Origin of the sequence: Saccharothrix syringae (assembly GCF_009498035.1) — a bacterium.
Lineage (GTDB): Bacteria > Actinomycetota > Actinomycetes > Mycobacteriales > Pseudonocardiaceae > Actinosynnema > Actinosynnema syringae.
The window spans coordinates 8,811,517-8,831,481 of sequence record NZ_CP034550.1; the positions used below are offsets into that span (position 1 = coordinate 8,811,517).

Sequence of the window (19,965 nt, forward strand, 5' to 3'; positions counted from 1 at the left end):
CGTTGCTTCGTCTTGGTTAAGGTTCGGCCATGCTCACCCGCGTGCCGGTCGTGGTCGGCCGCGACGAAGAACTCCGCGTCCTCGAACGGGTGCTGGCCGACGCCGGTGCCCGGCGCGGTGGCGCGGTGTTCCTGGTCGGGGAGCCGGGCATCGGCAAGACCCGGTTGGCGCGCTTCGCCGCCGGCGTGGCGTTCGACCGCGGGATGCGGGTGCTGCGCGGGCGCGGCAGCACGGTCGGGCCGATCGTGCCGTTCCGCCCGCTGACCGAGGCGCTGATGTCGCTGCTGCGCGCGGGCGACGGCCCCGACCTGCGGGAACTGGGCCCCTACCAGCAGGCGCTGGGCCGGTTGGCGCCCGACTGGGGCGGTGGCGAGGAGCAGCGGCAGGTCCACTCCGTGGTGGTGCTCGCCGAGGCGGTGCTGCGGCTGCTGGCCGCGGTGGGCCGGGCGCAGCCGTGCCTGGTGGTGCTGGAGGACCTGCACGACGCGGACGCCGAGACGCTGGCCGTCGTCGACTACCTGGTGGACAACCTGGACCAGGTGCCCGCCGCGCTGCTGGTGACCACCCGCGCGGACTCCGGGCCGACGCTGGACGTGGTGCGCCTGGCCGCGCAGCGGGGCGCGGGCGTGCTGCTGGAGCTGGACCGGTTGGACGAGGCCGGGGTGCGCCGGATGGTGGCGCTGTGCCTGGAGGTCGCCGACCCGGAGGTGCCCGACGAGGTCGTGGCGCGGCTGTGGGCGGACAGCGCGGGCAACCCGTTCGTGGTCGAGGAGATCCTGCACGGCCTGGTCAACGGCGGGCAGCTGGTGCGGGGCCCCGACGGGTGGCGGGTGCTGGGCGAGCTGCGCATCGACGTGCCCACGGCGCTGGTGCGGGCCATCGCGCACCGCACCGACCGGCTCGGCCCGCAGGGCCGCGAGCTGCTGTCGGCGGCCGCGGTGCTGGGGCACCGGTTCCCGCTGTCGGTGCTGCGCCTGGTGACCGGCCTGGACGACCGGGGCCTGCTGTCCCACCTGCACGCGGGCGTGGCCGCGCAGCTGGTGACGCCGGACGAGCCGGTGCCCGACTGGTACGCGTTCCGGCACCCGCTGACCGCCGAGGCGCTGCTGGCGCAGCTCCCGCCGCCGTACCGGGCGGAGCTGGCGCGGCGGACCGCGGACGCGGTGCAGCGACTGCACCCCGGCCTGCCCGGCGAGTGGTGTGCCCTGGTGGCGTCGCTGCGGCTCGACGCCGGGGAGACCGCCGAGGCGGGCGCGCTGCTGGCCGAGGCCGGGCGGCGGGCGCTGGCCGACGGCGCGGTCGGGTCGGCGGTGCGGCTGCTGGACCACGCGCACCGGCTGCTGGTCAGCGGGGTGGACGTGGCGATCCGCGCCGACGTGCTGGACTCGCTGCTGCCCGCGCTGGCCGAGGCGGGCCGGTTCGAGCGGGCGTTCGCGCTGGTCGACGCGGTGGCCGAGCTGAGCGCCGCCGGGCTGGACCGGGTGCGGCGGGCCGAGCTGCACCGGAAGTTCGCGCAGGTGGCGTGGCACGCGGGCCGGTGGACCGACGGCATGGCGCACGTGGACGCGGCACGCGCCCTGCTCGGCCCGGACGCCGCCGACGAGCACACCGCGCCGCTGGACGCGGTGGCCGCGTCCCTGGTGCTCAACGTGGAGGTGCCGGACCGGATCGAGTCGGCGGAGTTCCTGGCGCGGCGCGCGGCCGACGCGGCCAAGCGGGTGCCGCTGCCCGAGGTGGGCTGCGAGACGTGGCAGCTGCTGGGCGTGCTGGCGCGGGAGCGCGACCTGGGCGAGGCGGCCGAGTGCTTCAGCCGGGCGCGGGAGCTGGCCGAGGAGCACGGGCTCGCCGTGCAGCGGGTGCACGCGCTGGTGCGGCAGGGCGGGCTGGACTGGCTGGCCGAGGGGTCGGCGGCCGGCCTGGCCGAGGCGCGCGAGGAGGCGCTGCGGATCGGCGCGATCGGCGTGGCGCAGAGCGTGGACTCGATCCTCGGGCTGGACGCGGTGCTGCGCGGGCAGTACGAGGAGGCGGCCGGGCGGCTGGCGCGGGTCGTCGCGGACACCCGGCGGATGCACGTCAAGTCGCTGGTGCTGTACGGGCTGATGGCGCAGGCGGTCTCGGCCGCGCACCGGGGGCGGCGGGCCGAGATGGACGCCGCGATCGAGGCGTTCGACGAGGTGGGCGGGGTCGGGTCGCAGGAGCGGCCGCTGTGCTACGGGCTGGCGCGGGCGTTCTGCGCGCTGCTGGAGGAGGACCGGCCGGCGGCGGAGCGGGACCTGGCGCGGGCGATGGCGCACGAGGCCGAGACGCCGACCGTGTACCACCTGGGCGGGCGGCACGGGCTGCGGTTGCTGCTGGACGCGGTGGCCGGGCGGCTGGACCTGGACGGGTACCGGGCGGTGACGCGGGCGGCGGCGGCCGGGATGCGCTGGAACCGGGTGTTCGCCCGGTTCGCGCTGGCCGTGCTGGCGGGTCGCGCCGGGCGGGAGGACGAGGCCGTGGCGGCGGTGCGGGAGGCCCGGGAGGCGGCGGCACCCTACCCGCTGGCCCGGCACCTCGGGCTGCGGCTGGTCGCCGAGGCGGCCGCGGCGGACGGGTGGGGCGAGCCGGTGGCGTGGTTGCGGCCGGCCGAGGAGTTCTTCCACCAGGCCGGCCACTCGGCGGTCGCCGGGGCCTGCCGGGCGCTGCTGCGGCAGGTGGGCGCGTCGGTGCCGCAGCGGCGGAGCGGGTCCGAGCAGGTGCCGCGGGAGCTGCGGGCGCTCGGGGTGACGGTGCGGGAGTTCGAGGTGTTCCGGCTGCTGGCCTCGCGGTTGGGGAACAAGGCGATCGCGACGCGGCTGCACATCTCGCCGCGGACGGTGGAGAAGCACGTGGCGAGCCTGATCACCAAGACGGGGCGGGCGGACCGGGAGGCGTTGAGCTGCTTCGCGGAGGATCTGGGGGGTGGGGAGCGGCCCTGAGGGGGTGGGCGGCGGGGTGATCGCGGGTCGGCGGCGTGCCCGCGGGCCGGTACCCGGCCGGTGCTACGGGGTCGGCGTGCCGATCCGGATGTCGGCGTTCCAGTCGGTGAACCGGTGCTCCACGCGCTGGAACACGGTCTCCTCCTGCGTCCTCAGCACCTGCTCCACCCGCACCGGCAGGTCGCCGGCCCCCACCCACACCGTCGCGATCGCGGTGAACCCGGACTCGTCGGCCGCCAGCAACTGGGCCCGGCGGGTGGTGTCGCGCGTCCGCTCCGCCTGCTGCCGCAGGTTCACCAGCATGGTGTAGCGGCGCGTCGGCGCGCCGTCCAGCTCCTCCTCGGCCTTCTCCACGACCAGCCCGCCCTCCAGCGACCGCACGACCGCGGCCGGGTCGACCTCGTCCGGCAGGCCGGCCACCGTGGTGTCCGCCCGCACCGGGGCCCGGTCGGCCAGGTCGTGCCTGGTCCAGGCACCGCCGGAGGTGCGCGACCAGCCCGCGTCGGCCAGCACGACCACGTCGGTGGTGGCGTCGCTCAACGCCACCAGCCGCCCCTCGCGGGCGCGCAGCAGGTCGCCGTTCAGCTCCACGCGCAGGCCGCCCATGGCGTTCTCCGAGTCGAACCGCACGGAGCGCTGCTCGTCGGCGCGCCCGGCGACGACGGAGACCAGGGCGGCGCTGTCGTCCAGGGCGGGGCCCAGCGTGGGCGCCGGCAGGCCCGTCCGCTGCGCGCACCCCGCCACCAGCGCGGCCAGCGCGAACACGACCAGGGCCCTGCGCATGTACTCCCCCCGGGTGTGGTGTGGCACCGCCATCCTCCCCCACCCGAGCCGGTAATCGGTGGCGAACCGGGAAAGTGGTCGGGTTACCGTCTGACCCATGCCCAGCGTCCTGTCGGTCAACATCGGTTCCCGCGTCCGGTTCGAGCAGGCCGAGGTCGGCCACACCGGCATCGGCAAGCGCCCGGTCACCACGCCGGTCGAGGTCCGCGCGCCCGGACCGCGGGGGGTCGGCGGCAGCGGCCTGGTCGGCGACCACATCTCCGACCTGCGCCACCACGGCGGCGACGACCAGGCCGTCTACGCCTACGCGCGGGAGGACCTGGACGACTGGGCGGTGGAGCTGGGCCGGGACGTGCCGCCCGGGCTGTTCGGGGAGAACCTGACCACGGCGGGGCTGGACGTCTCCGGCGCGCTGGTGGGTGAGCGCTGGCGGGTGGGCAGCGCGTTGCTGCAGGTGACGAGCCCGCGCGTGCCCTGCCGGACGTTCGCGGCGGTGATGGAGCGGGGCGGCTGGGTGAAGGCGTTCACCCGGCGCGCGGTGCCGGGGGCGTACCTGCGGGTGCTGGAGCCGGGGGTGATCACCGCGGGCGACCCGGTCGAGGTCGTCCACCGGCCCGACCACGACGTGACGATCGCCCGCGCGTTCCGCGCCCTGCTGACCGAGCCCGAGCTGCTGCCCGGCCTGCTGGCGGCGGGCGACGACCTGCCCGCGGACGCGCGGCGCCGGGTCGAGCGGCGGCTGGCCGCCCCCGCGTCCGACCCGGCGTAGTCGAGCGGGGCCGGTGGGACCGGTCCCACCGGTCCCACCGGGCCGACCGCGTCAGGCCAGCGCCGTCAGCTTCTCGAACTCCTCCGCCGACAGCTCGATCCGCGCCGCCGCCGTGTTCTCCTCCAGGTGCGCGAGCGAGGACGTGCCGGGGATCGGCAGCACGACCGGCGACCGGTGCAGCAGCCACGCCAGCGCGAGCTGGGCGGGCGTGGCACCGTGCTCCCCGGCGGCCGAGTCGAGCACGCCGCCGGGCCGGGCGAGGTCGCCGGTCGCCACCGGGAACCACGGGATGAACGCGATCCCGTGCTCGGTGGTGTGCTCCAGCACGGCCTCGTGGTGCCGGGTCGCCAGGTTGTAGAGGTTCTGCACGCTCGCGATGGGCGCGACGGCCTGCGCCGCCTTCAACTGCGCCACGTCCACCTCGGACAGGCCGATGTGCCGGATCTTGCCCTCGTCCTGGAGCTTCTTCAGCTCGCCGACCTGGTCCTCCAGCGGCACCTCCGGGTCGACCCGGTGCAGCTGGTAGAGGTCGATGCGCTCGACGCCGAGGCGCACCAGGCTGGTCTCCACGGCCTGCCGCAGGTAGGCGGGCTTGCCCAGCGGGACCCACTCGTCCGGGCCGGTCCGCACCAGGCCGCCCTTGGTGGCGATGACCAGGTCGTCCGCGTACGGGTGCAGCGCCTCCCGGATCAGGTGCTCGTTGACGTGCGGGCCGTAGGAGTCCGCGGTGTCGATGAAGTTGACGCCCAGCTCGACCGCGCGGCGCAGCACCGCGATGGCGTTGTCGCGGTCGGCCGGGTCGCCCCAGATGCCCGGGCCGGTCAACCGCATGGCACCGAAGCCGAGCCGGTTGACGGTCAGGTCGCCACCGAGCGTGATGGTCGAAGACACTTCAGGTGCTCCTCAGTACTTCGTCAGTAAGCGAACTTCTGTGCCAACTCCACGGAGTGCGCGTGTGTTCCCGGCCGCCCGCGGGCGTCCACTTGGCGGACACCGCGACCGCGCTTCGCCTTCCTAGGGTGGGACGCGACCCGGGCGCAGGACACCGAGGAGCCTTCAGTGAGGAAGCGTCTGACCGTCGCAGTCGCCGCAGCCACCGCGCTGCTGGGCCTGCCGGGTACCGCGAGCGCCGCCACGGCGACCGGCGGGACCTCGGTGGGCGTCCACAACGCCTACGCGCAGCAAGCCGCCCCCTACCTGGTCGACGTGCTGGACAAGCGGCCCGGCCTCGTCGAGCTGGACGTGTGGTCCAACTTCCTGTTCAGCCGCGACTTCCAGGTCGGGCACGAGCCGGGCAACGCCAACAACTGCGCCCGCGCCACGACCTACGACCAGTTGCGCACCGGCGCGCGCGACCAGAACCTGGCCACCTGCCTGCGCAACGTCCGGCTGTGGCACGACCGCAACCCCGACCACCCGCTGGTGGTGCTCAAGGTCGAGTTCAAGAACGGCTTCGACGACCGGGGCGGGTACGGGCCCGACGAGTTCGACCGGCTCGTGGCCGAGAACCTGGGCACCGCCAACGTCTTCGGCCCCGCGCAGCTCATCGGCGCGCACCCCGACCTCGACAGCGCGGCCCGCGCGGGCGCGTGGCCGGACCGGTCGGCGCTGACCGGCAAGTTCGCGATCCTGGCCGAGTCCGGCACCTTCGAGCGGGCCAACCCGTTCGACAACTACGACACCGACCTGGAGTACGCGGACCGGCTGATCGCCGCCCGCGCCGCGGGCACCCTGCCCACCGCGACGGCCTTCCCGGCGATCGTCGGCGCCTCGCAGGCCGACCCGCGGGTGGGCGACCGGGGCGGTGCGCGGGCGCCGTGGTTCGTGGCGTTCGACGGCAGCGCCGCGTCCTACGCGGCCTGGCCCGGCGACTCCTACCTGGGCGGCCACTACCTGGTGGTGATGACCGACGCGCACGCCGTGGCGCCCGCGATCGACGCGCGCACCCCGTCGACCGCCGACGCGCGGGCGCGGGTGCGGCTGCTGGCGGGCAAGGGCGCCACCGTCGTCTCCAGCGACTGGGTCGACCCGGCGGTCGTCGGCTACCGGGTGTGACGGGGACGCGGGCCCCGGCCGCGCCGGGGCCCGCACCGCCCTACTGCTTGGCGACCAGCGTGAGCACGTCGTACCTGGCCACCGACTCGCCGCGCTGGTTGACCACGTCCGCGTCCCACCGGACCTCGCCGTAGTCCTGGTCCTCGCGCGGCGTGATCTGCTTGGCCGTCAGCGTCACGGTCAGCTCGTCGCCCGGGAAGGTCGGCGTGAGGAACCGCAGGTTCTCCAGGCCGTAGTTGGCCAGCACCGGGCCCGGCTCGGGCGAGACGAACAGCCCGGCCGCGAAGGACACCACCAGGTAGCCGTGCGCGACCCGGCCGCCGAAGAACGGGTTCGCGGCCGCGGCCTCCTCGTCCATGTGCGCGTAGAACGTGTCTCCGGTGAACTCGGCGAAGTGCTCGACGTCGGCCAGGGTCACCTCGCGCGGCCCGACGGTCACCGAGTCGCCGATCCTCAGCTCCCGCAACGACTTGCGGAACGGGTGCACCTCGGACTCGGCGCGCGGCGCGCCCGCGACCCACCGGCCGGTCACCGCGCCCAGCACGCGGGGGCTCGCCTGCACGGCGGTGCGCTGCATGTGGTGCAGCACGCCGCGCACGCCGCCCAGCTCCTCGCCGCCGCCGGCGCGCCCGGGACCGCCGTGCACCAGCATCGGCAGCGGCGAGCCGTGGCCGGTGGACTCCTGGGCGTCGTCGCGGTCGAGCACCAGCAGGCGGCCGTGCCACGGTGCCACCCCGAGCACGACCTCGCGGGCGAAGTCCGGGTCGTGGGTCACCACGGAGCCGACCAGGCTGCCCGCGCCCCGCGCGGCCAGCTCGACGGCGTGGCCCGCGTCGCGGTAGGGCAGCAGCGTCGACACCGGGCCGAACGCCTCGACCTGGTGCGGCTGCGCGTGGTCGGGGTCGGCCTTGAGCAGCACCGGCGACATGAACGCGCCGCGCTCGGCGTCGGCGTCCACCACGTCCACCCGGTCCGGCGAGCCGTACACGACCTCACCGGCCTCCATCAGCGCCTTCAGCGACCGCCGGACCTCCTCCCGCTGCTCCAGCCCGGCCAGCGCGCCCATCCGCACGGTCTCGTTGGCGGGGTTGCCGACGACCACCTTCGCCAGCCGCGCGGCGGTGGCCCCGGCGACCTCGTCGAGCAGGGCCGCGGGCACCAGGGCGCGCCGGATCGCGGTGCACTTCTGGCCCGCCTTGGCGGTCATCTCGGTGGCGAGCTGCTTGACGAACAGGTCGAACTCGGGCGTGCCCGCGACCGCGTCCGGGCCGAGGACCGAGCAGTTCAGCGAGTCGGCCTCGGCGTTGAAGCGCACGCCGTTGCGGACCACGACCGGGTGCGTGCGCAGGAGCTGGGCCGTCGACGCCGACCCGGTGAAGCCGACCAGGTCCTGCTCGGTGAGGTGGTCGAGCAGGTCGCCCGCGCTGCCCGCGACGAACTGGAGCGACCCCTCGGGCAGCAGGCCGGACCCCAGCATCAGCTCGACCAGCCTCGCGGTCACGTAGGCGGTCTGGGAGGCGGGCTTGACCAGCGAGGGCACCCCGGCGATGAACGCGGGCGCGAACTTCTCCAGCGGCCCCCACACGGGGAAGTTGAAGGCGTTGATCTGCACGGCCACGCCCCGCAGCGGGGTGGCGATGTGCTGGCCGACGAACGTGCCGCCGCGCCCCAGCGGCTCGACCGCGCCGTCGACGTAGACGCGGTCGTTGGGCAGTTCGCGCTTGGCCTTGCTCGCATAGCTGAACAGCACGCCGATCCCGCCGTCGACGTCGATCAGCGAGTCGGTCCTGGTGGCGCCCGTGCGGGCGGACAGCGCGTACAGCTCGTCGCGGTGCTCCCTCAGGTGGGAGGCGAGCGCCTTGAGCAGGGCCCCGCGCTGGTGGAACGTCAGCTCGCGCAGGGCCGGGCCGCCGACGCGCCTGCCGTGGTCCAGCGCCGCCGCCATGTCGATGCCCTGCGACGAGATCCGGGCGACCTCCTCGCCGGTCACCGCGTCGTGCAGGGGTGCCCCCTCGGCGGTGGGTGCGTGCCAGCGACCGGACACGTAGCTGCGCAGCGTGGTCATCGGGTGTCGACCTCCTCGTCGGGCCGGTGGGTGTCCCGGCTTGACCGACAGTAAAGCCCCCTACTTTCATCGTGACTTGATTAAAGGCGATGCAGTAAGTTCTGCCCTGGCCGCCGCCAGAGGTGAAAGGGAGTGTCGATGAGGACACGAGTGGTGGTGAGTGCGGTCGCGCTCGCCTTCAGCGCGCTCGCGGTACCGGCCGCGCAGCAGGCCGTGGTGGCCGCCGCCCCGGCCGCCGGCGTGGGCACGATGGCCGTCACGTGGGCCGACGAGTTCAACGGCCCGGCGGGCTCGCGGGTCGACGGCTCGAAGTGGAACACCGAGACGGGCAACAACAACGGCAACAACCGTGAGCACCAGTGGTACACCGACTCCGCGAGCAACGCCTCGATGGACGGTGCCGGCAACCTGGTGATCACCGCCCGCAAGGAGAACCCCGGCAACTGGAACTGCTGGTACGGCCGCTGCCAGTACACCTCCGCCCGGATCAACACCGCGGGCAAGTTCACCACCACCTACGGCAAGGTGGAGGCGCGGATGAAGATGCCGCGCGGCAAGGGCATCTGGCCCGCGTTCTGGATGCTCGGCCAGGACATCAACTCCGGGAACCCGTGGCCCAACAGCGGCGAGATCGACATCATGGAGTTCCTGGGCCACGACCTGGACACCGTGTACGGCACCATCCACGGCCCCGGCTACTCGGGCGCGGGCGGCATCGGCATGCCCTACAACGGCCCGAACTTCGCCGACGGCTTCCACACCTTCGCGGTCGAGTGGTCGCCCAACAGCATCGCCTGGTCCGTGGACGGCAACGTCTACCAGCGCCGCACGCCCGCCGACCTGGGCGGCAACACCTGGGTGTTCAACAAGCCGTTCTTCGTCATCCTCAACCTCGCGGTCGGCGGCGAGTGGCCGGGCTACCCGGACGCGAGCACGACGTTCCCGCAGCAGTTCGTGATCGACTACGTCCGCGTGTCGACCGTCGACGGCGGCACGCCCACCGGCAACCGCATCACCGGCATCGGCGGCAAGTGCCTGGACGTGGCCGGCGCGAACCCCGCCAACGGCACCCCGGTCCAGCTCTACGACTGCAACGGCACCGCGGCCCAGCAGTGGACCCGCCAGGGCGACACCATCCGCGCGCTGGGCAAGTGCCTGGACGCGGCGTCCGGCGGCACGGCCGACGGCACGCTGGTCCAGCTGTGGGACTGCAACGGCACCGGCGCGCAGCGGTGGGCCGTCAGCGGGGCGAACGACATCGTGAACATCCAGGCGAACAAGTGCCTGGACGCGCAGAACAACAGCTCCGCCAACGGCACCCGGTTGCAGATCTGGACGTGCACCGGTGCCGCGAACCAGAAGTGGAACGTGGCGGCCTGATCGTCACGGCATGATCAGGGCATGTTGAACCTGATCAGAGCCGCAGCGGCCGAGGCCGAGCACGACCGCCGACTCTCCCCGGCGGTCGTGTCGGCCATGGTGGGGGCGGGTGCGACGCGGATGCTCGCGCCCGCCCCCCTCGGCGGCGGGGAGCTGGACCTGCCGTCCTGGGCGGCCGAGGTCGAGGACCTGGCCCGCGCCGACGGCTCGGCCGGGTGGACGGCGATGACCACCAGCGCGACCTCGGCCCTGGCCTGGTACCTGCCGCCGGAGACGGCCGAGGAGGTCTTCGGGCCGCCGCGGTCGGTGGTGGCGGGCACGGCCGCGCCGCTGGGCCGGGCGACCCCGGTCGACGGCGGCCACCGGGTGGACGGCCGCTGGGGCTGGGGCAGCGCGGTGCCGCTGTGCGACTGGGTGGTCGGCGGCGTGGTGACCGGCGCGGGCCCGCGGCTGGCCCTGTTCCCGGCCTCCGACGTGACCGTGCACGACACCTGGCACGCGGCCGGGCTGCGCGCGACCGCCTCGCACGACTGGGAGGTCCGGGACGCGTTCGTGCCGGGGCGCCGGCTGGTGTGGCCGCCCGCGGTGGAGGTGGACGCGCCCCTGCCGCGGTTCCCGTTCTTCACCTTCCTGGCCGTCGGCGTGGCCGCGGTCGCCCTCGGCATCGCCGCCCGCGCGGTGGAGGAGGCCGAGGCGCTGGCGGTGGCCAAGACCCCGCAGCACGCCCCGACCGTGCTGGCCGAGCAGGCGGGCGCGCAGCTGGACCTGGCCGAGGCGCAGGCCCGGCTGTCCGCGGCCCGGGCGTTCCTGCGCACCGAGCTGGCCGAGCGCTGGGCCGCCGCGGTGGCCGGCGCGGCGAGTTCACCGGAGGAGCGGGCACGGCTGCGGCTGGCGTGCTCGCACGCGGCGGTCGAGTCGACCGCGGTGACCCGGCTGGCGTTCGGCATCGGTGGCGGCACGGGCGTGTTCGAGGACTCGCCGCTGCAGCGGTGCCTGCGCGACGCCCACGTGGCCGCGCAGCACGCCATGGTGTCCAAGCGCCTGTTCGAGACCTACAGCAGGGTCCGGCTGGGCGTGCCGACCGACACCACCCGCCTGTAGCCGCGGAATGCCGGGCGCGGCGGGGCCGTTGCACCGCACGTGAAGCTCTCGGTGCTGGACCGCTCGCGCGTGCGGGCCGGGCACACCCACGCCGAGGCCCTGCGCGACACCGTGGCCTTCGCCCGGCAGGTCGAGCAGCTCGGCTACCACCGCTTCTGGGTCGCCGAGCACCACGGCGTGCCCGGCGTGGCCGGTGCCGCGCCCACCGTGCTGGCCGCCGCCGTGGCCGCCGCGACCACGCGCATCCGGGTCGGCACGGGCGGCGTGATGCTGCCCAACCACCAGCCGCTGGTGGTGGCCGAGCAGTTCGGCGTGCTGGAGTCGCTGTTCCCGGGGCGGGTCGACATGGGCCTGGGCCGGTCGGTGGGGTTCATCAAGGCCGTCCGCCGGGCGCTCGGGCACGACGAGTCCGACGCCGCCGAGTTCGGCGCGAAGCTGACCGAGCTGCTCGGCTACTTCACCGGGGACCGGCCGGTGCGCGGCTACCCCGCGCACGGGCTGCGCGTGGCGCCGTTCGTGCTGGCCACGGGGGCCGGCGCCGAGGTGGCCGCCGCCCACGGCCTGCCGCTGGTCATCGGCGGGTTCCGGGGCGAGGAGGCGATGCTGGAGGCCATCGCCGGCTACCGCGCCGGGTTCCGGCCCTCGGTCTGGGCGGCCGAGCCCCACGTGGTGGTGTCCGCGACCGTGGCCGTGGCGGGGACCGCGGACGAGGCGTGGCGCCTGCTGGTGCCGGAGGCGTGGGCGATGGCCCACGCCCGCACCAGGGGCGAGTTCCCGCCGCTGCGCGCGCCGGAGGACGTGCTGGCCACGCCCATGACCGACCGCGAGCGCGCGGCGTTCGAGCAGGCGCTCCGGGGCCACCTGTTCGGCACCCCGCACGAGGTGGGCGAGGCCCTCGACGCCCTGGTGGCGCGCACCGGCGCGGCCGAGGTCCTGGTCACCACCAGCACCCACGACCGGGACGCCCTGCTGACCTCGTACCGCCTGCTCGCCGACCTCTACCGGTGAGGGTTCAGTGGTCGCGCTGCTGCTCGGCCAGGAAGCGCTCCAGCTCGGCGCCGATCTCGTCCGCGCTGGGCAGCGGCTCGTCCGCCGAGACCAGCAGGTTGTCCGAAGCCTCGGTGAAGGCGTCGTACTGCTGCTCCAGGGCCCGGACCACCTGCTCCACCTCGGTCGACTCGGCCACCTGCCGGGCGATCTCGGCGTCGGTCCGCTGGGCCGCCTCGTTGAGCGCGGCGGCCTGCACGACCAGGCCCGTCGACTTGGTGATCGCCTGGAGCAGGCCCAGCGCGGCCGCCGGGTAGGTGCCCTGCGCCAGGTAGTGCGGGACGTAGGCGGCGAAGCCCATCGCGTCGTGCCCGGCCTGGCCCAGCCGCAGCTCGATCAGCGCGGCCAGGTTGCCCGGCACCTGCACCCGGTTGAACGGCGAGGTGCCGGTGACCAGCTCCGGCCGGGTGGCGTGCGAGATCACCGACAGCTTCCGGGTGTGCGGCACGCCCATCGGGATGCCGTGGAAGCTGACCGCCAGCCGCACGCCCCAGCGCTCGACCAGCGCCTGGACGGCCGCCGCCACGCCCTCCCACCTGCGGTCCGGCTCCGGGCCGGTCATCAGCAGGAACGGCGTGCCCACCGCGTCGTGCAGCAGGTGGACCACCAGCTCGGGCGCGGCGTAGTCCTCCCACCGGTCGGTGGCGTAGGTCATCGGCGGCCGCCGGGCCCGGTAGTCGATCAGGGCGTCGATGTCGAACCGGGCGACCACGCGGTGCTCGTGCGCCTCCAGCAGGTGGTTGACCAGCACCGAACCGGCCGCCCCCGCGTCCATGAAGCCGTCGAAGTGGTGCAGCAGCACCGCTCCGGTCAGGTCCGGGACGTCGGAGTCGACCTCGAACAGCTCATCCGGGTCCAGCGCCACCTCGTGCCTCCCCATGTGCTCAAGAACGAGTCCTCTGGCAGCTCAACGCCGGACCGCCTTGATCCATTCCCGGGTGCGGCCGGTTTCCGCGGACCTTGACCTCCAGTCGACTCCAGGTCCTAGCGTTCGGCCCATGGACATGGAGACCACCGCGTGGATGTCGCTCTACCACGTGACGAACGCCCAGGACGACCGCCGGCCGTTCTCCGCGGCGACGCTGCGCCGCATCTGGTCGTTCGCGCGACCGCACCGGGCGCGGCTGGCCCGCTACCTGGCGCTGAGCGTGGTGCTGGCGGTGCTCGCGGTGGTCACGCCGGTGCTCGCCGGGCGGGTCGTGGACGCCATCGTCGGCGGGTCGACCACCGGGCTGGTCCTCGGGCTGGCGGGCGTCATCGCGGGCATCGCGGTCGCCGAGGCGGGGCTGGGCCTGGTGGCGCGGTGGCTGTCGGCGGGCATCGGCGAGGACCTGATCCTGGACCTGCGCACCGCGGTGTTCGACCACGTGCAGCGGATGCCGGTCGCGTTCTTCACCCGCACCCGCACCGGGGCGCTGGTCAGCAGGCTCAACAACGACGTGATCGGGGCGCAGCGGGCGTTCAGCGACACGCTGGCCGGCGTGGCGGGCAACCTGGTCACACTGGTGCTGACGCTGGTGGTGATGATCGGCCTGTCGTGGCAGATCACGCTGCTGGCGCTGGTGCTGCTGCCGGTGTTCGTGGTGCCGGCGCGGCGGATGGGGTCCCGGCTGGCCCGGCTGGAGCGCGAGGCGGCCAACCACAACGCGACCATGGGCACCCAGATGACCGAGCGGTTCTCCGCGCCGGGCGCGACGCTGGTCAAGCTGTTCGGCAGGCCCTCGCGGGAGTCGGCGGAGTTCGCGGTGCGGGCCCGGCGGGTGCGCGACATCGGGGTGCGCACCGCGATGGTGCAGACGGTGTTCCTGACCGCGTTGACGCTGGTCTCGGCGCTGGCGCTGGCCCTGGTGTACGGGCTGGGCGGGTTCTACGCGCTGCGCGGGCAGCTCGACGCGGGCTCGGTGGTGGCGCTGGCGCTGCTGCTGACCAGGCTCTACGCCCCGCTCACGGCGCTGGCCAGCGCGCGGGTCGAGGTGATGAGCGCGCTGGTGAGCTTCGAGCGGGTCTTCGAGGTGCTGGACCTCAAGCCGCTGATCACCGAGAAGCCGGACGCGCGGCCGCTGCCCGACGGCCCGGTGTCGGTCGAGTTCGAGGGCGTCCGGTTCGCCTACCCGTCGGCGGACCGGGTCTCGCTGGCCTCGCTGGAGGAGGTCGCCGCGCTCGACACCCGCGGCGGGGTGGAGGTGCTGCACGACGTGTCGTTCCGGGCCGAACCGGGCCAGGTGGTCGCGCTGGTCGGGTCGTCGGGCGCGGGCAAGTCCACCATCGCCTCGCTGCTCCCCCGGCTCTACGACGTCGACGCGGGCGCGGTGCGCCTGTCCGGTGTGGACGTGCGGGACCTGACCGCCGACGCGATCCGCGACGCGCTGGGCATGGTGACCCAGGACGGTCACCTCTTCCACGAGTCGATCCGGGACAACCTGCTGCTGGCGCGGCCGTCGGCGACCGAGGACGAGCTGTGGGACGTGCTGCGGCGGGCGCGGCTGGTCGACCTGGTGGAGTCGCTGCCCGACGGGCTGGACACCGTGGTCGGCGAGCGCGGCTACCGGCTGTCCGGCGGCGAGCGGCAGCGGCTGACCATCGCCCGGCTGCTGCTGGCCAGGCCGCGCGTGGTGATCCTGGACGAGGCCACGGCGCACCTGGACTCCACGTCGGAGGCCGCGGTGCAGGCCGCGCTGGGCGAGGCGCTGGCCGGGCGGACGGCCGTGGTCATCGCGCACCGGCTGTCCACGATCCGGGCAGCCGACCTGATCCTGGTGGTGGAGGACGGCCGGGTGGTGGAGCGCGGCACGCACGCCGACCTGCTGGCCGCGGGCGGGCGGTACGAGGAGCTGTACCGGACCCAGTTCGCCGAGGAGGAGGCGGTCGCGGCGGCCTCGTGAATTCCGGTGATCCGCGGGCGAACACCGTTCACAATCGGGGCCATGCGAACCATCGGGTTGATCGGCGGCATGAGCTGGGAGTCCTCCGCGGAGTACTACCGGCTGCTCAACGAGGAGACGCGGCGTCGGCTGGGCGGGCACCACTGCGCGCCCAGCCTGCTGCTGACCGTCGACTTCGCCGAGGTCGAGCTGTTGCAGCGCACCGGGCAGTGGGAGCGGGCGGGCGAGCTGCTGGCCGGTGCGGCGCGCCGGCTGGAGGGCGCGGGCGCCGAACTGGTGCTGTTGTGCACCAACACCATGCACAAGGTGGCCGACGCGATCACCGGCGCGGTCGGGGTGCCGTTCGTGCACATCGTGGACGCCACCGCGCGGCGGCTCACCGGGTACCGGAAGGTGGGGCTGCTGGGCACCCGGTTCACCATGGAGCAGGACTTCTACCGCGACCGGATGCGCGCGCACGGCGTGGAACTCGTCGTGCCGGAGGAGCCGGACCGGACGCTGGTGCACGACGTGATCTACGACGAGCTGACCCGCAACCGGGTGGAGCCCGCCTCGCGCGCGGCGTACCGGGGGGTGATGGCGCGGCTGGTGGAGCGCGGCGCGGAGGCGATCATCCTGGGCTGCACGGAGATCACGCTGCTGGTGGACGCCTCGGACAGCACCGTGCCGCTGGTCGACTCGACCCGGCTGCACGTGGAGGCGGGCGTGGACCTGGCGCTGGCGGACGGGTCCACCGCGCCCCGGTGAGGCAGAGTGGACGGCATGGAACTGACGCCGCGCGCCCTGTTCTCCCTGGCGCGGACCACCGTGGAGACCGCCGTGTCCGTGCCCGGCCGGGTGCTGGACCTGCTGGGGGCGGCCGAGTCCGTGGTCCGGCGGGCCGACGCGCTGGTCGCGCGCACCGAGCGGGTGCTGGACGAGACCGAGGACCTGGTCGGGCGGGCGAAGGCGGTGACCGCCGTCGCCGAGGGCGTCACCGCCGACGCCGGCCGCACCGCCCGCGTGGCGCAGGGGCTGGTGGACGACTACGCGCCGCTGGCCCGGCAGGCCCAGCCGCTGGCGCGGCGGTTCGTCGAGGAGCTGTCGCCGCACGAGGTGGACGCCGCGGTCGAGCTGGTGGACCAGCTCCCCGTGCTGACCAAGCACGTGCTGGAGGACGTGCTGCCGATCCTGACCACCCTGGACAAGGTCGGGCCGGAGATCCACCAGCTGCTGGAGGTCACCAAGGACATGCGGCAGGCGATCCAGGGCATCCCCGGCTTCGCGTTCCTGCGCCGGCGCGGCGAGGACCGGGAGGACGACTAGAGCACGCGCCTGATCAGCCCGAGCGGCGCGTGCCGGATCACCGGCGCGAGCACCCGCCACGGCCACCTGGGCACGCAGGCGGTGGGCCGCTCGCGCTCGATCGCGCGCACCATCGCCCGCACGCCCGCGGTCGTGCCGACCAGCAGCGGCGCGTGCTGCTCGGGGTTCATCTCCGACCGGATGTAGCCGGGCAGGACCGCGCTGACCCGGATCGGCGTGCCCAGGGTGTCCGCCCGGATGCCCTCGGCCAGTGACGACACGGCCGCCTTGGTGGCCGCGTAGGTGGTCATGGACTTCGGCATGCCGCGCACGGCGCTGACCGACGAGATCAGCACCAGGTGGCCCCGCTCCCGGCGGTAGAAGACCTCCATCGCGGCCTCGCACTGCGCCAGCGCGGCCACGAAGTTCGTCTCGGCGGTGCGCCTGTTGGCGGCGAACCCGCCCGTGCCCACGGGGCGGCCCTTGCCGATGCCGGCGTTGACCACGACCCGGTCCAGGCCGCCGAACTCCTCGTCGAACGACCGGAACACCTCGAACACCGCGTCGTGGTCGGTCACGTCCAACTGCCGCGTCGAGACCCTGATGCCGGGGTGCGCGGCGGTCAGCTCGTCGCGCAGCGCGTCCAGCCGGTCGGTCCGCCGCGCGCACAGCGCCAGGTCGCGGCCCAGCGCGGCGAACTGGCGGGCCATCTCGGCGCCCAGGCCGGCGCTGGCACCCGTGATCAGGATCTTCTTCCGCACGGCGCACAGCCTAACAACGCGATTTTTTCGCGCGCGCACGAGTGTTTCCCGAACCGTTCTTGTCGGTCCGTGAGCACCGCGAACCGGCACGTCACAATGTTCGGCGCGCGTTTTAGCGGATTTCGCCGGTTTTTCCCGAAAGCCTTGCCCGCTTACCGGAACGCTCGTTAACTTCCGCCGGTCGGCATATTTCCGGCGAATTTCGAGGAAGGAACACCCCCGTGAGGTTGAAGACGACACTGGCCGCGGGCGTGACGGCCGGGCTCGTGGTGGCCGGGCTGCTGACGGCCGTCGGCACCGGCACCGCGGCCCCCGTGCAGGTGGACAAGACCCTGAGCTTCACCTGCCCGTTCCCGCTGATCGGCAACCAGGTGATGTCGACGCGCGTCCGCGCCACCATCGACACGCCCACGACGGTCGGCGGTGAGCTCAAGACCACCGGCTTCTCCGCCACGGTGACCGTGCCGCCGACCGCGACGCAGGGCCTGGCGCTGGTCGGCGCCGCCACGGTGGAGGGCTCCGCCGAGGCGGGCGTGCGGCTGGACAACGCGGGCACCGGGCTGGACATCGCCATCCCCGGCCTGACCGTGCCGAAGACGCCGGTGCCCGCCGAGGGCGCGTTCGACGTGGTGGCCGGCGGGCCCGTGCCCACCGCGGTGATCCCCAAGGCCGGCACGACCACCGTGACGGTCGGCAACTACACCACGACGCTGACCCCGAAGCGGGCCGACGGCAGCGACACCGGGCTGGGCACGTTCACGTCCAACTGCACGCTGAACCCCGGCCAGGACCCGGAGCTGATCCGGTTCGACGTGTCGGGCGGCCCGACCACGACGACGACCACCACCACGACAACGACCACCACGACGACCACCACCCGGCCGACGACCACGACGACCACCCCGCCGGGCGGCATCAAGTACGCCTACACGCTCAACGGCTCGTCGGCGATCAAGAAGCTGGGCGGCTCGGTGGTGCTCGGCCCCGGCGGCCTGAACGCCGACCTGGACCTGGCGACCGGCGCGTTCACCGGTGACCTGGTGCTGCCGCCGACCAGCGGCAAGTTCACCGTGCTCGGCTTCCTGCCGGTGGAGTCCAAGGTCGAGTTCGCGCCCGTGGGCAAGACCACCGGCACGCTCAGCGCGGGCAGCGTGCGGTCGAACTCGAAGGTGACCATCAAGCTGCCGTCGATCACCGTGTTCGGCATCCCGATCAGCAGCGACGCGGCCTGCGGCACCAGCACCCCGGCGAGCATCGACCTGGTCTCCGGGCCGGGCTTCGACCCGCTGACCGGCGGTCGGCTCTCCGGCACCTACACCATCCCGGCGCTCACCGGCTGCGGCCTGTTCAACGACCTGGTCAGCGGCCTGACCGCGGGGCCGGACAACGCGATCGAGCTCACCCTCACCCCGAAGACCGCCTGATCGGGCGATCCGGGACCGGAGACCGCCGCGGTTCGGCGCGGCGGTCTCCGCCTGTGCACGGGGTCAGCAGTTCGAGGTCGCGGGCCGGCCCGCGACCCGGTCGGCGGTGAATGCCTGCGCCGCCGCGTTGCCCGTGTGGACGGAGGTGATGTGGTCGGTGGGGTAGGTCCGCCAGTCCACCTGCACGCCGAGCCGGCAGTAGGTGTCCCGCAGCGCCTTGGCCTGGGCGAAGTCGACCAGGTCGTCGCCGGTGGCGTGGTACTGGTGCACGGGCACCCGGATGGCCTCGCCGCCGAGCCTGTTCTCCTGCACCCGGGCCAGCCACGGCGGCGTGAGCACGGGGCTGGACGTGGTGTAGTCGGCGAGCCGGTGGTCCCGGTAGTCCACCAGCAGCTCGAAGGTGCACGCCTCGCGCTGCATCCGGGCGAACTCGGCCTTGCCGGACTCGGTGAGGTAGTCCTCCAGGTCCAGCTCCGGGTAGGCGTTGTCCAGGCCGATCAGCGAGTAGGCGAGCAGGCCGAAGCCACGGCGGCCGTCCAGCGGCAGGGCGACCTGCACGAGGTCGGCGGGCACGCCGCCGCCGACCACCCCGACCAGGTTCAGCTCCGGCGCGTAGGACGGCTGGAGCTGGCCCGCCCACATCGCCGCGCCGCCGCCCTGCGAGTAGCCGCGGAACACCACCTTCGCGGTCGGCGACAGGCCGAGGCCGGGCAGCCGCTGGGCGGCCCGGACCGCGTCGATCACCGCGTGCCCCTCGGCGCGGCCGGTGACGTAGGTGGTCCTCGGGTCGGGCCGGTAGCCCTCGTAGTCGGTGACGGCCACCGCGTACCCGGCCTTGAGCAGGTCGTTCACCGCGGGCTGCTCGTAGAGGGCGCCGATGCGCAGCATCTCCGAGGGCGCGCACCGGAACGCCGGGCCGTGCGTGCCGACCGCGAACGCCACGACCGGCGCGGTGGCCGGGTCGGTCGTTCTGGGCACCAGGACGGTGCCGACCACCGCGTTGGGCCGGCCGAGCGCGTCGGTCGACCGGTACATCACCTGCCAGGCGTCGGCGGTGGCGCGCACCGCGCCCGCGACCGAGGCGCGGTACCGGATGACGTCGCCGGGCGCGCCGGCGGGCAGCGGGTCCGGCGGCACGTAGAACCGGTCGTCGGCCGCCTCGGTTCCGACCGCTCCCGTCCCTGTTGCCCCTGTTCCCGCCGTCCCCGTTCCCGGCGGCCCGGCGTGCGCCGGCGGGAAACCGGCGGGCGCGGCGGTCAGCACGGCCGCGGCCGTGACCGTGACCGTGACCGCCAAACATGAGAAGATCTTTCGCAAATGACACCTCCCGGTGAAATGTGGCACAGATAATGCACAGTGCATTAACACCGACCACACGTCCAGGCGGCGTGCCTGATTTGTCACCGGCACACAGGTTTCGAAGATCGGAGTTGTGACGGGGCGCAGGATTTTTATCA

16 protein-coding genes are annotated in these 19,965 nt (G+C 74.1%); 10 read left to right on the plus strand and 6 right to left on the minus strand.

Annotated elements, in window-relative coordinates; all coding sequences use genetic code 11:
* Window positions 1-29 precede the first annotated feature (29 nt).
* The gene (locus EKG83_RS36605; RefSeq protein ID WP_084715982.1) at window positions 30-2,957 is read left to right on the plus strand and encodes a helix-turn-helix transcriptional regulator; all 2,928 of its coding nucleotides are present in this window, start codon (window positions 30-32) and stop codon (window positions 2,955-2,957) included.
* Window positions 2,958-3,020: 63 nt separating this feature from the next.
* Here EKG83_RS36605 and EKG83_RS36610 read toward each other — a convergent pair whose 3' ends face one another.
* Window positions 3,021-3,767 carry a hypothetical protein gene (locus EKG83_RS36610; RefSeq protein WP_153278685.1) on the minus strand — a complete coding sequence of 249 codons (747 nt, stop codon included), beginning with the start codon at window positions 3,765-3,767 and terminating at the stop codon, window positions 3,021-3,023.
* 70 nt (window positions 3,768-3,837) lie between these two features.
* On the opposite strand from EKG83_RS36610, the gene EKG83_RS36615 reads away from it, so the two are divergent.
* Entirely contained in the window at window positions 3,838-4,509 is a 672-nt protein-coding gene (locus EKG83_RS36615; protein ID WP_033427926.1) for an MOSC domain-containing protein, read from the plus strand.
* A 51-nt stretch (window positions 4,510-4,560) separates the two neighbouring features.
* On the opposite strand, the gene EKG83_RS36620 is transcribed toward EKG83_RS36615, so the two are convergent.
* Window positions 4,561-5,400 (minus strand): aldo/keto reductase, encoded by an 840-nt coding sequence (locus tag EKG83_RS36620; RefSeq protein ID WP_033427927.1) that lies wholly within the window; start codon window positions 5,398-5,400, stop codon window positions 4,561-4,563.
* A 168-nt stretch (window positions 5,401-5,568) separates the two neighbouring features.
* On the opposite strand from EKG83_RS36620, the gene EKG83_RS36625 reads away from it, so the two are divergent.
* Window positions 5,569-6,564: a PI-PLC domain-containing protein gene (locus tag EKG83_RS36625; protein ID WP_033427928.1), complete on the plus strand. Its 996-nt coding sequence runs from the start codon at window positions 5,569-5,571 to the stop codon at window positions 6,562-6,564.
* 40 nt (window positions 6,565-6,604) lie between these two features.
* On the opposite strand, the gene paaZ is transcribed toward EKG83_RS36625, so the two are convergent.
* On the minus strand, window positions 6,605-8,629 hold the full coding sequence (gene paaZ, locus EKG83_RS36630) for a phenylacetic acid degradation bifunctional protein PaaZ (RefSeq protein ID WP_033427929.1): 2,025 nt from the start codon (window positions 8,627-8,629) through the stop codon (window positions 6,605-6,607).
* A 138-nt stretch (window positions 8,630-8,767) separates the two neighbouring features.
* Between paaZ and EKG83_RS36635 the strand changes: the two genes are divergently transcribed.
* From EKG83_RS36635 to EKG83_RS36645, 3 genes are read left to right on the plus strand one after another with little or no spacing between them, the layout of a single operon-like run.
* Window positions 8,768-10,009 carry a glycoside hydrolase family 16 protein gene (locus EKG83_RS36635; RefSeq protein WP_033428065.1) on the plus strand — a complete coding sequence of 414 codons (1,242 nt, stop codon included), beginning with the start codon at window positions 8,768-8,770 and terminating at the stop codon, window positions 10,007-10,009.
* A 21-nt stretch (window positions 10,010-10,030) separates the two neighbouring features.
* Window positions 10,031-11,110 (plus strand): acyl-CoA dehydrogenase family protein, encoded by a 1,080-nt coding sequence (locus tag EKG83_RS49305; RefSeq protein WP_051764480.1) that lies wholly within the window; start codon window positions 10,031-10,033, stop codon window positions 11,108-11,110.
* Between the two features lie 39 nt (window positions 11,111-11,149).
* Window positions 11,150-12,118 (plus strand): MsnO8 family LLM class oxidoreductase, encoded by a 969-nt coding sequence (locus EKG83_RS36645; protein ID WP_033427930.1) that lies wholly within the window; start codon window positions 11,150-11,152, stop codon window positions 12,116-12,118.
* A gap of 4 nt (window positions 12,119-12,122) precedes the next feature.
* Here the strand turns inward: EKG83_RS36645 and EKG83_RS36650 are convergent, their stop codons facing one another.
* A complete protein-coding gene (locus EKG83_RS36650; RefSeq protein WP_033428067.1) occupies window positions 12,123-13,022 on the minus strand; it encodes a proteasome assembly chaperone family protein in 900 nt (299 codons plus the stop codon).
* A 157-nt stretch (window positions 13,023-13,179) separates the two neighbouring features.
* Here EKG83_RS36650 and EKG83_RS36655 point away from each other — a divergent pair, with 157 nt between their 5' ends.
* The 3 genes from EKG83_RS36655 to EKG83_RS36665 are packed head-to-tail and all read left to right on the plus strand — an operon-like array spanning window position 13,180 to window position 16,344.
* On the plus strand, window positions 13,180-15,039 hold the full coding sequence (locus EKG83_RS36655) for an ABC transporter ATP-binding protein (protein WP_228122973.1): 1,860 nt from the start codon (window positions 13,180-13,182) through the stop codon (window positions 15,037-15,039).
* 42 nt (window positions 15,040-15,081) lie between these two features.
* Window positions 15,082-15,786, plus strand: coding sequence for an aspartate/glutamate racemase family protein (locus EKG83_RS36660; RefSeq protein ID WP_033427932.1), 705 nt, complete (start codon window positions 15,082-15,084; stop codon window positions 15,784-15,786).
* A 15-nt stretch (window positions 15,787-15,801) separates the two neighbouring features.
* On the plus strand, window positions 15,802-16,344 hold the full coding sequence (locus EKG83_RS36665) for a hypothetical protein (RefSeq protein ID WP_033427933.1): 543 nt from the start codon (window positions 15,802-15,804) through the stop codon (window positions 16,342-16,344).
* On the opposite strand, the gene EKG83_RS36670 is transcribed toward EKG83_RS36665, so the two are convergent.
* Window positions 16,341-17,084 carry an SDR family oxidoreductase gene (locus EKG83_RS36670; RefSeq protein ID WP_084715983.1) on the minus strand — a complete coding sequence of 248 codons (744 nt, stop codon included), beginning with the start codon at window positions 17,082-17,084 and terminating at the stop codon, window positions 16,341-16,343. The two genes, EKG83_RS36665 and EKG83_RS36670, sit on opposite strands and share 4 nt — an antisense overlap.
* Window positions 17,085-17,305: 221 nt before the next feature.
* On the opposite strand from EKG83_RS36670, the gene EKG83_RS47250 reads away from it, so the two are divergent.
* Window positions 17,306-18,508 carry a DUF6801 domain-containing protein gene (locus EKG83_RS47250; RefSeq protein ID WP_033427934.1) on the plus strand — a complete coding sequence of 401 codons (1,203 nt, stop codon included), beginning with the start codon at window positions 17,306-17,308 and terminating at the stop codon, window positions 18,506-18,508.
* 63 nt (window positions 18,509-18,571) lie between these two features.
* On the opposite strand, the gene EKG83_RS36690 is transcribed toward EKG83_RS47250, so the two are convergent.
* A complete protein-coding gene (locus EKG83_RS36690) occupies window positions 18,572-19,870 on the minus strand; it encodes a lipase family protein (protein ID WP_084715984.1) in 1,299 nt (432 codons plus the stop codon).
* Window positions 19,871-19,965 lie beyond the last annotated feature (95 nt).

Excerpts from the sequence above, each read along its gene's own strand:
- EKG83_RS36605 (WP_084715982.1), top strand. The coding sequence starts at position 30 with ATGCTCACCCGCGTGCCGGTCGTGGTCGGCCGCGACGAAGAACTCCGC.
- EKG83_RS36615 (WP_033427926.1), top strand. The coding sequence starts at position 3,838 with ATGCCCAGCGTCCTGTCGGTCAACATCGGTTCCCGCGTCCGGTTCGAG.
- paaZ (WP_033427929.1), bottom strand. The coding sequence starts at position 8,629 with ATGACCACGCTGCGCAGCTACGTGTCCGGTCGCTGGCACGCACCCACC.
- EKG83_RS36635 (WP_033428065.1), top strand. The coding sequence starts at position 8,768 with ATGAGGACACGAGTGGTGGTGAGTGCGGTCGCGCTCGCCTTCAGCGCG.
- EKG83_RS49305 (WP_051764480.1), top strand. The coding sequence starts at position 10,031 with ATGTTGAACCTGATCAGAGCCGCAGCGGCCGAGGCCGAGCACGACCGC.
- EKG83_RS36655 (WP_228122973.1), top strand. The coding sequence starts at position 13,180 with ATGTCGCTCTACCACGTGACGAACGCCCAGGACGACCGCCGGCCGTTC.
- EKG83_RS36660 (WP_033427932.1), top strand. The coding sequence starts at position 15,082 with ATGCGAACCATCGGGTTGATCGGCGGCATGAGCTGGGAGTCCTCCGCG.
- EKG83_RS36665 (WP_033427933.1), top strand. The coding sequence starts at position 15,802 with ATGGAACTGACGCCGCGCGCCCTGTTCTCCCTGGCGCGGACCACCGTG.
- EKG83_RS36690 (WP_084715984.1), bottom strand. The coding sequence starts at position 19,870 with ATGCACTGTGCATTATCTGTGCCACATTTCACCGGGAGGTGTCATTTG.